This is a genomic window from Monashia sp. HAY1-2A (assembly GCF_056755315.1).
This window is the reverse complement of record NZ_JBNDHY010000120.1, coordinates 1-13,318: the sequence shown is the minus strand read 5'-3', so window position 1 is coordinate 13,318 and position 13,318 is coordinate 1. Positions and strand designations below refer to the sequence as shown.

Annotated in this window: 10 protein-coding genes; 7 read left to right on the top strand and 3 right to left on the bottom strand. The window is 72.2% G+C overall.

Annotated features, from left to right (window positions below; translation table 11 throughout):
- The 4 genes from ACPYOM_RS16300 to ACPYOM_RS16285 form a co-directional block, all read left to right on the top strand.
- Positions 1-1,465, top strand: a 1,465-nt coding sequence (locus tag ACPYOM_RS16300; protein ID WP_481346764.1) for a helix-turn-helix transcriptional regulator, incomplete at its 5' end; no start/stop codon positions are given.
- 226 nt (positions 1,466-1,691) lie between these two features.
- On the top strand, positions 1,692-2,402 hold the full coding sequence (locus tag ACPYOM_RS16295; RefSeq protein ID WP_481346763.1) for a sigma-70 family RNA polymerase sigma factor: 711 nt from the start codon (positions 1,692-1,694) through the stop codon (positions 2,400-2,402).
- Positions 2,403-2,497: 95 nt separating this feature from the next.
- Positions 2,498-5,347, top strand: a complete 2,850-nt coding sequence (locus ACPYOM_RS16290) for an AAA family ATPase (RefSeq protein ID WP_481346762.1) — start codon at positions 2,498-2,500, stop codon at positions 5,345-5,347.
- 154 nt (positions 5,348-5,501) lie between these two features.
- Positions 5,502-5,675, top strand: a complete 174-nt coding sequence (locus ACPYOM_RS16285; RefSeq protein ID WP_481342473.1) for a hypothetical protein — start codon at positions 5,502-5,504, stop codon at positions 5,673-5,675.
- A gap of 114 nt (positions 5,676-5,789) precedes the next feature.
- On the opposite strand, the gene ACPYOM_RS16280 is transcribed toward ACPYOM_RS16285, so the two are convergent.
- Complete coding sequence (locus tag ACPYOM_RS16280; RefSeq protein ID WP_481346761.1) at positions 5,790-6,569, bottom strand: SDR family oxidoreductase; 780 nt, start codon at positions 6,567-6,569, stop codon at positions 5,790-5,792.
- A gap of 422 nt (positions 6,570-6,991) precedes the next feature.
- Here ACPYOM_RS16280 and ACPYOM_RS16275 point away from each other — a divergent pair, with 422 nt between their 5' ends.
- Both ACPYOM_RS16275 and ACPYOM_RS16270 read left to right on the top strand, forming a co-directional pair.
- A complete protein-coding gene (locus ACPYOM_RS16275; RefSeq protein ID WP_481346760.1) occupies positions 6,992-7,741 on the top strand; it encodes an SDR family oxidoreductase in 750 nt (249 codons plus the stop codon).
- 133 nt (positions 7,742-7,874) lie between these two features.
- Entirely contained in the window at positions 7,875-9,044 is a 1,170-nt protein-coding gene (locus ACPYOM_RS16270; RefSeq protein ID WP_481346759.1) for a low temperature requirement protein A, read from the top strand.
- Between the two features lie 167 nt (positions 9,045-9,211).
- Here ACPYOM_RS16270 and ACPYOM_RS16265 read toward each other — a convergent pair whose 3' ends face one another.
- Complete coding sequence (locus tag ACPYOM_RS16265; protein ID WP_481346758.1) at positions 9,212-10,276, bottom strand: ferritin-like domain-containing protein; 1,065 nt, start codon at positions 10,274-10,276, stop codon at positions 9,212-9,214.
- Between the two features lie 744 nt (positions 10,277-11,020).
- Here ACPYOM_RS16265 and ACPYOM_RS16260 point away from each other — a divergent pair.
- Entirely contained in the window at positions 11,021-12,004 is a 984-nt protein-coding gene (locus tag ACPYOM_RS16260; RefSeq protein ID WP_481346757.1) for a cyclase family protein, read from the top strand.
- Positions 12,005-12,069: 65 nt separating this feature from the next.
- Here the strand turns inward: ACPYOM_RS16260 and ACPYOM_RS16255 are convergent.
- Positions 12,070-13,318: alpha-N-arabinofuranosidase (locus ACPYOM_RS16255; RefSeq protein WP_481346756.1), on the bottom strand; the 1,249-nt coding region annotated here is incomplete at its 5' end.

Here is a 13,318-nt window from a genome sequence, read left to right as displayed (position 1 = left end):
GCCGCTGGACCGCGCGCGCCTCACTCGCCTGCGGTCGCGAGTCCTCTTCAGCCGCAGCCGCACCGACCAGGCGGTACCGCTCATGCTCGAGGCCGCTTCGGCCTTCTCCGACGCCGGCTCCCCGCTGGCACGGGAGACCTATCTCGAGGCGATCAGTGCCTGCGTCTTCTCGGGTCGGGTCGAAGGGGATACCGGAGCTCGGGCGGCCGCGGTGGCGGCACGCGGCTCGGGCGCACCGGCGTCCGCGTCCGAGGCCTCCGACCTGCTGCTGGACGGGGTCGTGGCGGTGCTCGTGGACGGTGTGGAGAGCGGCCTGCCCCTCCTCTACCGCTCGCTGGACCCGCTGCTGCACGAGGAGCTCTCGAGTCGAGAGGCCGTCATGCGCTGGCTGCTGTCGGTGCCTCTCGCCCTCGAGAGCTTCATCCACCATGCCTGGGACCTGCCCGCCTGGGAGGCGCTGTCGTTCCGCGCGGTCCGGCTCGCGCGGGACATCGGCGCCCTCAGCGTCCTGCCCGCCGCGCTCATCTACGCCGCCGGCGTCCACATCCACCGCGGTGACCTCGAGCTCGCCGCCGGCATGATCGAGGAGGCCGACGGCATCACCGCCGCCACCGGCAACGCCCCGCACGCCTACGCGAGCCTGGTGCTCTCTGCCTGGCGAGGCGATGAGGCGCAGGCGACGCGAGCGGTCCAGGCGGCCCAGCAGTCGGCGGTCCAGCGCGGCGAGCGGTCGTTGATCGGTGCCGCCGGGTTCGTGCGCTCGGTGCTCGACAACGGCCTGGGCAGGCACGACGAGGCCCTGGCCGCGGCGCGGGCGGCGGCCGACCGGGACGCCTACAACTTCGTCGGCCTGTCACTGGTGGAGCTGGCCGAGGCCGCCGTCCACCTGGGCGAGACCACCGTGGCGCGCGAGGCGCTCGCCCGGCTGCAGGCTCGAGTGCGCGGCACCGTCGCCGGCTGGGCCGGTGGGGCGCTGGCACGCACCACAGCCCTCGTCGACGGCGGAGCATCTCCCGAGCCGCTCTACCAGCTGGCCATCGAGGAGTTCGCCCGCGACGGGGTCACCGTCGAGGTGGCCCGCACCCACCTGCTCCTCGGCGAGCACCTGCGGCGCCGGTCGCAACGCAAGGCGGCTCGCGAGCACCTGCGTACCGCGTTCGAGATGTTCGAGCAGATGGGCGCCCTCGCCTTCACCGAGCGCGCCCGCCGCGAGCTGCAGGCGACCGGCGAGCACATCAGCGTCAGGACGACCGGACCCGTGCAGACCCTGACGCCGCAGGAGAGCCGCATTGCCGACCTCGCCGCCGCGGGCCTCACCAACCCCCAGATCGGCGCAGAGCTGTTCCTGAGCCCGCACACCGTCGAGTGGCACCTCCGCAACGTCTACACGAAGCTCGACATCGGTTCCCGGCGCGAGCTCCACGGCAGGCTCGCCGCCCGGCGGCCGTCGCCGACGGCCCCCTAGCCAGGCGGGGCCCCGGCCGGCCGCACCCGTGGGCCCGTAGCCACTGGGCCCGTAGCCACTCGGCCCGTGGCCACTGGGCCCGATTCCCGTGGCCCCGTGGTGGCGGGAGACCACGCAGTGTCCCCCGGGGTCGGCCACGGGGTTCAGGGGCGCGACGTCCCCACGCGCGGGCGGACGGTGAAGGCACGGCCGAACGGCCGTGCCGCCGCCTGAAGGAGCCGAGCCCATGCCCCCCTCGAGAACCACCCCCGTGCCGCCGGTCCCGACCCTTCCCGTCGAGCCGGACGGGGAAGAGATGGCTCTGGCGCTGCAGGTGTTCCTCGACGAGCGGCCCCGGCTGCTCACGATCGCGCGCCGCGTCACCGGCCACGCCCACACGGCGGAGGACATCGTCCAGGACGCCTGGCTCAGGTGGCAGCGCGCGGACCGGTCGTCCGTGCAGAACCCCGCCGCCTTCCTGACCACCGTCACCACCCACCTGGCGGTCAACCACGTGGTCTCCGCGCCCCGGCGGCGCGAGCGGCCCTGCGAGCTCCCCGGTCGGGAGCCCGGCACGCCCAGCGTCTCGTCCGAGAACCAGGCCCACGAGCTCGTGGAGCGCACCGAAGAGCTCGAGACCGCTCTCGACGCGTTGCTCGCCTCCCTGTCGCCGACGGAGCTGTCCGCATACGTGCTCCGGAAGGGCTTCGACTACTCCTACGAGTCGATCGCGCAGCTGCTGCGCACCAGCGCGCCGAACTGTCGCCAGCTCGTGCGCCGGGCGCAACCACGGATCGGGGCGGCTACGCAGCGCCCCGTGGACCCGGCCGTGCGCCGGCGGCTGACCTCCGGGTTCCTGCACGCGGCACGGACGGGGGAGACCTCGCCCCTGGAGGCCGTGCTACGGGACGTGGTCGGCGCCGCACCGGCTCAGCGGGCACGGAAGCGGGCTGCCTGAACGCCGTATCATGACGGCAGCATGAGCAGCTGCATCTTCGCCGGACATGCACGCGCGCCGTCGCCGGGAACCGGGCACGTGCTCAGCGTGCTGCCGTGGCCCCGTCGGTGAGCGGCCCTTACCGGCGCCAGGGGCGGCTGCTGGGGCGGACGGTGGAGTGCGCGGAGCTCGACCGGCGCCTGACGGGGCTCCGCGGCGGAGGTAGCGGCGCTCTCGTCCTGCAGGGTGAGCCGGGGATCGGCAAGACAGCCCTGCTCGAGCACCTCTCACGGCGGGCCGTCGGGTGTCGTGTGGTCCGCATCGCCGGCAACGAGGCCGAGGCGGAGCTGGCGTTCGCGTCCCTCCATCAGGCCTGCGCACCCTTCCTCGACCGGCTCGACCGGCTCGCGGAGCCGCAGCGGCTCGCCCTCGAGGGCGCGTTCGGGATGCGTGCCGGACCTCCGGCGGAGCGGTTCCTCGTCGGCCTCGCCGTGCTCGCGCTGCTGACCGATGCGGCCCGTGAAGCGCCGCTGCTGTGCCTGGTCGACGATGCCCAGTGGCTCGACCAGGTCTCGAGCCAGACGCTGGCCTTCGTGGCGCGCCGCCTGCGGCTCGAGCGGATCCTCTTCGTGTTCGCCGTACGAGCGACCACCGGGCCGTACCCGTTCGCCGACCTCCCGCACCTGACGGTCGACCGGCTCGGCGACCACGACTCCCGCGAACTGCTCGCGACGGCCACTCCCGCAGGTCTCGACGAGCGGATCCGCGAGCGCCTCCTCGCCGAGGCGAGGGGCAACCCGCTGGCCCTGACGGAGCTGCCCAAGGTGGTCTCGCTTCCCGGGCTGCTGGAGCGCGACGAGGCGCGGTCGTTCGAGTCGACGGCCACCCAGGTCGAGCAGTCGTTCCTGCTGCGCCTGGAGGCGCTGCGCGAGGACACGCAGCGGTTCGTGACGCTGGCCGCCGTGGAGCCCGTCGGTGACCTGGCCCTCCTCGAACGCGCCGCACGGGCGCTCGGCCTGGAGATGGACCGCGTGGCCGACGAGGCCCAGGCGACCGAGCTGGTGCACGTGCGGCCGATGGTGCGCTTCCTGCACCCGCTCGTTCGGTCAGCCGCCCTGCGCAAGGCCAGCCCGGAAGAGCGACGCGCCGCCCACCGGGCGCTCGCCGACGCGATCGACCCGCGCGAGGACTTCGACCGCCGCATCTGGCACCTCGCCTACGCCACGTCCGAGCCCGACGAGAGCGTCGCCGCCGACCTCGAGGCGGCTGCCGGGCGCGCCCACGCCCAGGGCGCCGTCGCCGCCGAGGCGGCCCTGCTCGAGCAGGCCGTCCTGCTGACGCCCGACCCGGGACGCCGCAGTCGGCGTGCCCTGGCCGCCGCGAGCGCCAAGGCGCAGGCCGGCCAGTACGACACGGCCCTGGAACTGCTCGACACGGCGCAGCTCCTGGTGCTCGACGAGGACGCGCACGCCATGGCGGAGCTCGTCCGCGGCCGGGTGCTCTTCGCGTCCAGGAGCGCGAGCGCAGGCCTGCCCGTGCTCGTCGGCGCGGCCAAGGCCCTCGAGGCACGGATGCCCGACCTGGCCCGTGACACCTATCGCGACGCGCTCTACGCCGGGCTCACTGCGGGGCGGCTGGACGACGACAGCGTGCTGCAGCAGGTGGCGCAAGCGGTTCGCTCGATGCCCGAGCCGACGAGGGCATCGCGTGCCGACGCGTTGCTGCGCGGCCTCGCCACGGTCGTCGCCGACGGCTACGGCGCGGGTGTCGGCTCCCTGCGCCACGCGATCCGCGACTACACGAGGCATCCGGTGGACACGAACGAGGCCATCGCGTGGCTGCCGCTCGCCTGCCGGATGGCCCATGACAGCTTCGAGTTCGACGCATGGTCGACTCTGTCGGAGACCCTCGTCGCCGCGTGCGAACGCTCCGGGGCGCTGTCCGTCATGCCGTCCGCGCTGCTGCTACGCCTGTCCAACCGGGTGTACGCCGGCGAGCTGGGCACCGCCGCCGCGCTCGCCGAGCGTGCCGCCGACATCGGCGACGCCTACGGCGGGGCGTTCTTCGCCGGCTACAGCGCCATGGTGATGACGCCGTGGCTCGGCGACGAGGAGGCCACCCTGCGGGTGCTGCGCTCGGTCACCGGCGACCGGGGGCTCGAGGGAGAGGGCAAGGCCACGTCCGCGACCGCCTGGGCGGCCGCCGTCCTCTACAACGGTCTCGGCCGGTTCGAGGAGGCGTTCGCGGCCGGAAGGGCCGGTATCGCGCACCTTGCCGAGATGGGCCTGTCCACCTGGTCGGTCGTCGAGATGGTGGAGGCGGCCTCGAAGCTCGGCATCCGCGACGACGACGTCCGTGGGGCCGTGGACTACCTGCAGGGCCTGGCCGCCGCGGCGCAGACCGACTGGGCGCTGGGGGCCGCCACTCTCGTCACGGCCCAGGTGACAGGCGCCAGCCGGGCGGAGGCGGTGTTCCGGGAGGCCATCTCGCACGCCGAGCGCACGGGCGTGCACATGCTCACTGCGCGAGCCCACCTGCTCCTCGGCGAGTGGCTGCTCGAGCACGGCTCCCGCACCGAGGGACGGCCCCATCTGCGCAGGGCTCACGACATGCTCTCGCGTTTCGGGGCGCACGGGTACGCCGCTCGGGCTGCCCGGGGGCTCGCCTCCAGCGGCGCCCCGGTCGAGTCGCCACGCAAGGCCAGCGGTGTCCCGCTCACCGGCCAGGAGCAGCAGATCGCCGCGCTCGCCGCCGACGGCCTGACCAACCCCCAGATCGCAGTCGCCGTGCACCTCAGCGCACACACCGTCGAATGGCACCTGCGCAAGATCTTCACCAAGCTCGGCGTGCGGTCGCGCCGCGAGATCGCCGGGGCGCTCGGGGCGCTCGGGAGCTCCGGCGTGCCTGGCGAGGCCGACGGCCGGCGCGGGGAGCACCTCCGGGCCGGCCGGCCCCCGGTGGACTAGCCCGGTCGGCGAGGGGCCCGAGGGGACGCTCGCGCACCTCCCGGCCGCTCGGGCCACTGGCCTCACGACCCGTCCACTGTCACAGGTGCGGCACGTGTCCGGTCGACCTCGGAGCGGGGCCTCTGGCCCCGACCGTCACGAGGAAGGAACGACCATGGACGAGCTGGAGAACCTCGAGGTGCAGGTGGACGCGGAGCTGGCGCTCGTCGAGGCAAGTGTGGACCCCGTCGGGGAGGACGAGCCGGAGGCGGCCCCCTACGCGGCCCGTCTGCACTCGCTGCACGCAGCCGTCATCTCGCTCGAGTCGGGCCAGCGACCCACTCCCTGAGCCCCGCGCACCGCAGCCCCGGAGCAAGACCCTGTGTGCCTCCCGCGGTCCCGCGCCTTCGGGCGTGTGGCCCCGCGGGAGGCGCAGCACGTTCGCCGATGCGTCACTGGTCGCTCACGCCGCCGGCCCGGACCGCGCCTCGGCTGGGCCCGCGCCGGCGAGCCAGTCCCTGAACGACGTCCGGCTCTGGCGCCATCGGGGCAGCAGCGCCTCCGAGTCCGGATCCAGGACGGCGTCGAGGTAGCGGGCGTTGCCGTCCGCCACGACGGGGCGGCGGTCGCTGCCCGCTTCGAGGACCTGGCGGGCCAGCTCGTCGAGGAAGTGGATCTCCGGACCCGCGATCTCGAAGGCGCCGTTGATCGGAGCGTCGAGTGCGAGTCGGCACAGCCGCGAGGCGACGTCCGTCGCGGCCACCGGCTGGACGCGTACGGGTGGCAGGTGGACCGCGTGCGTCGTCGACGCGCGCTCGACGAGCAGGGGGAGCGTCTCGTGCAGGACCGTGGTCCGCAGGACGCTGTGCGGCGTGGCCGCCGCGAGGACGAGGCGCTCCTGGGCCGCCTTGCTGCGGAAGTACGGGCTGTCGATGCGGTGCGCGCCCAGCGCCGAGAGCATGACGTGGTGGGCCACGCCGAACCGCTGCCCGGCCCACAGGATGTTCGTCGTGCACGTCTCGAAGAAGGCCGCCGGCGGCTCGTCGTCGTACGGCGACCATGACACGTTGGTGACGTCGATGACGACGTCCGCGCCGTTCACCGCCTCGGCGAGTCCCTGCCCGGTGTACGCGTTCACCCCGGTTCGCCGGGTCGCCACGCGCACCTCGGCGCCGTGGTCACGCAGCCGCGCCACGAGCTTGGAGCCGACGAGGCCGGTGCCACCGACCACCACGGCGATCATGACGCGCCCCGGCTCGCAGTGCGGATGTCGCGGCCGCGGCAGCGGTCGCGCCTCGGCTCCGGGCCTTCGACGCCCTGGTGCTGGTGAGCGGCTCCTTCAGCCGGAAGTGCGGGTCCCATCTCTGCTCCTCGAGGTAGTTCGGGTGGCTTCCCGGGTCTCGACCGTGCGAGCGGGCCGGGCGTGACGCCCTTCCTCCGGTGGCTCACCTGTCACGCGGTGGCGACCTCCCCGGTCAGAGGCACGCACGGAGGCAGGTCGAGTCGCAGGTAAGGACGGGACGAACCGGGTTTCACCGGGGCGGCGCAGCCGCCAGTCCGGAAGCAGAGAGCGACTGGTCCCACTCGTCACCCTCCTCTGTCACATCCGCGGGCTCGCCGCGGTCACACCAACGCAGACATCAACATCCAGAGAGGTGAACCCCCATGAAGATCGTCGTCATCGGCGGAACGGGCCTGATCGGCTCGAAGGTCGTGCGGACGCTCGACGAGCACGGGCACGAGGCGGTCGCGGCCTCCCCGCAGACCGGCTGCAACACCATCACCAACGAGGGGGTCGAGGAGGCGCTCGCCGGGGCCGACGTCCTCGTTGACGTGACGAACTCCCCGTCCTTCGCCGACCAGGACGTGCTGGACTTCTTCACGACCTCGACGACCAACCTCGTGGCAGCCGCGCGTGAGGCCGGGATCGGGCACTACGTCGCCCTCTCGGTCGTCGGCTGCGACCGCCTGCCCGAGAGCGGGTACCTGCGAGCGAAGGTGGCCCAGGAGAGGCTCATCGCGGACTCAGGGATCCCGTACTGCATCGTGCGCGCCACGCAGTTCTTCGAGTTCAGCAAGGCCATCGCCGACTCCGCGACGGTCGACGGACAGGTGCACCTGCCGACGGGGGAGTACCAGCCCATGGCCTCCGACGACGTGGCTGCCGCCGTGGTCCGTCAGGTCGAGGCCGAGCCGGTCAAGGGAGTCGTCGAGACCGGTGGGCCCACGAGGTACCGGATGAGCGACTTCATCGCCATGAACCTGAAGCGGCTCGGTGATTCGCGCGTCGTCGTGGGTGACCGCCACGCGCAGTACTTCGGCACCCAGATCGACGACGAGAGCCTCGTGCCCGGGCCCGACGCCGTGCTCGGCGAGATCACCTACGAGCAGTGGGCTGCGTCGAACGCCGGCTGACTCCCTCTCGGCCCGCTCCGACGTCTCGGTCCGCCGTGACGTCGGGGCGGGCTCGTCTCGTTCGGCGACACAGTGATCCGCAAGGAGTGGAGGCAGTCAGGTGACCGTGCAAGCACGCCCGCGGCGTCGACCCATGCAGGCACGGCGCCTGGACGAGGCCCACCGCACCGCCACGCCGCTCGAGCTGCTCTTCGACCTCACGTTCGTGGCGGCGGTGTCGCAGGCCGCAGATCGGCTCGCCCATGCCACCCTCGCGGGGAACGCTGCGAGCGCCGTCGGGCCGTTCCTCATGGTCTTCTTCGCCATCTGGTGGGCGTGGATGAACCTCACGTGGTTCGCCTCGGCCTATGACACCGACGACGTCGCCTACCGCCTTGCCGTCTTCGTCCAGATGGCCGGCGTGCTCGTGCTCGCAGCCGGCGTGGGCGCAGCCTTCGACGGCGACTTCGCGGCCGTCACGGCGGGCTACCTCATCATGCGGCTCAGCCTCTTCAGCCTCTGGGTCCGTGCCGCTCGCCAGCACCCGGCGGGGCGGGGCACCTGCTCCCGGTACGCGGTGGGCATCGCCGTGGCCGAGGTGCTGTGGCTGGCGCGGCTCGCCACTCACGGCGCCGGCGGGACGATGTCGTTCGCGGCGCTGGCAGCCCTCGAGCTCCTCGTGCCCGTCTGGGCCGAGCGGCGGGGACCGACGAGCTGGCACCCGCATCACATCGCCGAGCGCTACTCGCTGTTCACCCTGATCCTCCTGGGCGAGAGCATCCTCGCCGGGACGACTGCCGTCGCGGCCGTCGTCGAGCTCGCTTGGAGCTTAGGCCTCGTCGCCGTCTCGGCCGCTAGTCTCGTCCTCGTCGCGGCCCTCTGGTGGCTGCACTTCGCCGTTCCGGCAGGTGCGGGCCTCGAGGCCCGGCGCAGCTGGTCGTTCGTCTGGGGCTACGGCCACTTCTTCACGTTCGCAGCTCTCGCCGCGCTCGGTGCCGGCCTCGAGGTCGTGGTCACCAGCAGCGTGCGTTCGGGCTCGTCGGTCGCCCCCGTCGCACCGCAGCTCGCGGTGGGGTCCGTCGCCCTTCCCGCGGCGGTGTGCCTCGTGGCCGTGCAGCTCCTCCGCGTACCGGACGTCGAGGGACACTCCCGTCGCGGCCTGCGGCGCAGAATGGCTCCCGCCGCGACGGCCACCGTCGCGCTCGCTGTCGCCACAGGCTGCGCAGACCGGCTCGACCCGACCGTCGGGATCGCCGCCGTCGCCACCGTCGTCGCCGCCGTCGCGGTGGCAGACGAGATCACCCGGCTGAAGAGGAGGTACTGACATCGCACACATCATGAGCGCGCAAGGCGGATCCACCCGTCGTCTCGTCATCCAGACGACGGGGCGTCCGTCCGGCGCCGACACTCCGGGGAGCCAGTCATGCCAAAGCAGCCCGGCCCCTCGGCCTCGAGATCCACATCGAGACCACCCGTGGACGGTCGCGGCCGTCAGCCGCGATCTGCGGGCGCGACGTACTCGAAGGTCAGACCGGCGGTGGACTGCTCGTCCTCGGTCGGAAGCTGCATGAGCGCCAGGGCCTGCGCCTTGAGTCCGTACATCTCGCCGACAGCCGCACCGAGCAGCGCCGGGCTGCCGTTGAAGGCCCGCTCGAGGTGGCCGAGGAGTGCGCAGTAGGAGACGTTGAAACGCTCTTGCGCGACGCGCACCTCGCTGCCGGGCTCGTGGTCGGCCGTTCGCGGGTTCGGTCGCATCGGCCACACGCCGTCCCAGTCAACGGTCACCGGCTCACCGCTCGGCCCGGACGACGGCGTGTCGCCGCGCTGGAAACGCCGGCCCAGCTTGAGCTCGAGCACCCGAAAGTAGTGCCCGACCTCGTCCCGGTCGGGGTGGAACATGTCGTGGTCCCCGTCCCACACATCGCGGTGATCGGCGCCTTCGCCCTGCTCGACGATCTCGCCGAGCGCCAGGAGTGCTGAGTCGAGTCCGTCGACCGCGATGATGCGGCCCGCCCCGCCGTAGGGAGCTGTCGGCGTCGCCTGCCGAGCCGGGTCGCCGCTGAACACGGCTCCCTCGCCGAGCTCCGCGCACAGGTCGACCAGACCCGCGCGGATCGCCGCGTAGAACTGGCCGATCGTCTCGTAGCCCTCGCTCTCGGGCGCCGCCCCTCGCACCGAGGGCCGCTCGATCCGCAGCAGCAGCTCGATCGCCTGTGGGCCGAACGGGAGGAGCTCCACGTCGAAGGACCGGTCGGCGTGCGGCAGTGTCGTGGGGTAGGCGGGCAGGAGCCGGGGGGAGTCGAGAACCGGACGGCCGCCCACCGCGTTGAGCAGGTTGGCGGCGAGGGTGAGGTGCAGCATCTCCTCGATGACGATGCTCTCGACGACCTCGGCGGCGGCCTTGTTGCGCTGCGGATCCAGCGAGTAGAGGGCGCACAGGTAGGGCGGCAGCGTGGCGTGCTCGAGCTCGATCGCCCACTGCAGGTGCTCGCGCAGGCTCTCGATGCTGTCGATCCGAGCCGGCGACAGGGGGGCGCGGGATGTCATCTGGTTCATGTTCTCTCCGACCGACCACGAGCCACGAACGTGACGAGTCACCGGCCTCCGACACCCCCGGTCATACGTGGCGACGACGCACGAACCACGAGCAACCATGAACGATCCTCAACGACCCACGCGGACCGAAGAGCGTGGTTGGAATGTCCTCGTGACCGTTGGTCTGTCCAGCTCCGCCGCGCCCAGAGTGAATCGGCCCGTGAGGCGGTCGACGGTTGATGGTGTCGCGATCGGTGCGCCACAGCGGCAGACATGGCAGGCTCTGTTGCTGTCAAACGGCGGGGTGCCGGTCTTCAGACGGCCGCGCAGGATGCGGATCCACCGGTTCGCGAGCTGTCCTGACGCAGCGTGGTGGCTCATCTCGCGGGTGCGGATCTGCTGGTGGTAGGCCTTGGCGCCGGGTGAGCCTCGCGTCGAAGAGATCGCCCACTGCTGCGCGGCGTCGGCGAGGTGTGTTGCGCGCGTGCCGCGACAGGACGACCTTCTTCCTGCCGGCGGCTTCAGTGATCCGGTCAGGTTGCGCGACCAGCGATGACCCGTCAGATGCCGCCGAACGACAGCGCCGTCCATGACAGCGACATGAACGTGAGCAGCAGGAGAGCGCCATCAGGAACAGCCAGACCAGCGCGACTCCCGCGGAGACGAGCACCCGGGTCCGCAGTCTCATCGGGACAACCGCGCTCCGCGTCGGGCAAGGTGTCGAGCCAAGAGCCGCTGCCACTGATCACGGCAAGGAGACGAATGATGACGAGGGACCACGTCGATGCTGGGATGACCGCAGAACCGCCGCCGCCCACCCAGGAGGACGTGCTCGGGTACGTCGACAGCCTGTCGAACTGGGGACGGTGGGGCGAGGACGACGAGCTCGGCACGCTGAACCACATCAGCGACGAGGTCCGGCTGGCGGCGGCGCGGGCCGTGCGTCACGGCAGGAGCGTGTCGTGCGGATGGGAGGTGGCCGTCCCGGAAGAGATGGAGCGGTCGACGACGACGTGCCCGTGCTTCGCGGACCTGCCGGGTGCTGAGACGATGCCGCTGCCCGGGTTCCGCAACGACCGGCGCTGGGGCTATTCGAACGAACGGCTCGGCATCCTCTTCCACGGCAACACGATCACCCACCTCGACTCGCCCTGCCACATCTTCTGGGACGGCCTGATGTACAACGGACGACCGCACTCGCTGGTCGACGCCGAGACGGGATCGGCGTGGGCCGCCGTCACGGCCGCCGCGAGCGGGATCGTCACGCGGGGTGTCCTGCTGGACATCGCGAAGGTCCGCGAGGTGCCGTGGCTGGAACCGGGTGAGGGAGTGTTTCCGGACGATCTCGAGAGGGCCGAGCGTCGCCAGGGTGTAGGCGTGCGACCCGGCGATGCGGTCCTCCTGCGGACCGGTTACGGCCGCCTCCGGCACGAGGCGGGAGCATCGGGCGGCGTCACGCAGCCTGGCTGGCACGCGTCCTGCCTGCCGTGGCTGCACGACCGGCAGGTCGCGCTGATCGGTGCCGACACCCCTCAGGACGTCCAGCCGTCGGGGTACGACGACCTGGCGATGCCCGTTCACACCGTGGGCCTCGTCGCGATGGGTCTGTGGCTGCTGGACAACTGCGACCTGGAGGACTGCGCGACGACCGCTGCCGAGCTCGGTCAGTGGGACTTCCAGCTCGCCGTCGCTCCGGTCCGCTTCGCCGGTACCTCCGGCAGCCCGGTCAACCCCATCGCGACCTTCTGACCGCGCCACTGTCACCCGGCCTACCCCGGTGGGCCCCGCGCCTGCTACGTGAACGCTGAGGCAGCTCAGCCCTCCCGAGACGTGGGCGTAGCCGGTGCCAGACGGATGGCGGACCAGGACACCGGGGGCAGGGTCGCGGTCAGGGTCGAGCCGGCGACGAGGGCGGCCGTGGTCAACGCCTCCGGGCGGACTCGCTCGGGGTCGTCGGCCGTGTTCCTGGCGTACGGGTCGTCCCCGCCGACGGTCCAGGCCTCGACCACCTCGAGGGCGCCGAGACCGGCGAGAGCGACGGTGAGGTCCAGCGACCCGTTGACGTCGCGGTTCACCGCGAAGATCGTGACCTCCCCGGTCTGCGTGTCATGGGTCGCCACCGCGTCGAGGACGGGCACCGCGCCGAAGCGCTGGGTCTCGTACGTGGGGCCCTGGGGCTCGACGCGCAGCACCGTGCCCTGCGCGAGCCGGGAGGTGAGCGCGAACGGGTGGAAGATCGTCTGGCGCCAGGCCCGGCCCCCGGGTTCGGTCATGATCGGGGCGATGACGTTGACGAGCTGGGCCTGGCAGGCCGCGGTGACGCGGTCGCTGTGGCGCAGCAGCGAGATCAGCAGGTTGCCGACGACGACGGCATCCGCGGCGTTGTAGTGGTCCTCGATGACGGGCTGCGCCACCTCCCACGAGGTCGGCTTCTCGGCGTTCTCGAACCGGCTGAGGTACCACACGTTCCACTCGTCGAACGAGATGTTGATGCGCTTGCGGCTCTTGAGCCGGGCTCCGACGCTGTCGGCGGTGGCGACGACGCTGTCGACGAAGTGGTCCATGTCGACGGCAGACGCGAGGAAGCTGCCGAGGTCGCCGTCGTGCTCCTCGTAGTAGGCGTGCGCCGAGATCGCGTCCACCTGGTCGTAGGCCAGCTCGAGCACCGTGGCCTCCCACGAGCCGAACGTCGGCATGCCGGAGCTGGAGCTGCCGCAGGCCACGAGCTCGAGGCCCGCCTCGGCCGAGCGCAGGGCACGGGCGACCTCCGCGGCGAGGCGGCCGTACTCGTGCGCGGTCTTGTGGCCGGTCTGCCACGGGCCGTCCATCTCGTTGCCGAGGCAGAACATCCGGATGCCGTGCGGTTCCTTGGCGCCGTTGCTACGGCGCAGCTCCGCGAAGTGGGTGCCCTCGGGCTGGTTGAGGTACTCGTGCACGTCGAGGGCCTCCTGGACGCCGCGGGTGCCGAGGTTGAGGGCGTACATGATCTCGACGCCGGCCTTGTCCGCCCAGCGGGCGAACTCGTCGATGCCGACCTCGTTGGTCTCGAGGCCGTGCCAGGCG

Coding starts and splice junctions, on each gene's coding strand:
- ACPYOM_RS16295 (WP_481346763.1), top strand. CDS start 1,692: ATGCCCCCCTCGAGAACCACCCCCGTGCCGCCGGTCCCGACCCTTCCC.
- ACPYOM_RS16285 (WP_481342473.1), top strand. CDS start 5,502: ATGGACGAGCTGGAGAACCTCGAGGTGCAGGTGGACGCGGAGCTGGCG.
- ACPYOM_RS16280 (WP_481346761.1), bottom strand. CDS start 6,569: ATGATCGCCGTGGTGGTCGGTGGCACCGGCCTCGTCGGCTCCAAGCTC.
- ACPYOM_RS16275 (WP_481346760.1), top strand. CDS start 6,992: ATGAAGATCGTCGTCATCGGCGGAACGGGCCTGATCGGCTCGAAGGTC.
- ACPYOM_RS16270 (WP_481346759.1), top strand. CDS start 7,875: ATGCAGGCACGGCGCCTGGACGAGGCCCACCGCACCGCCACGCCGCTC.
- ACPYOM_RS16265 (WP_481346758.1), bottom strand. CDS start 10,276: ATGAACCAGATGACATCCCGCGCCCCCCTGTCGCCGGCTCGGATCGAC.
- ACPYOM_RS16260 (WP_481346757.1), top strand. CDS start 11,021: ATGACGAGGGACCACGTCGATGCTGGGATGACCGCAGAACCGCCGCCG.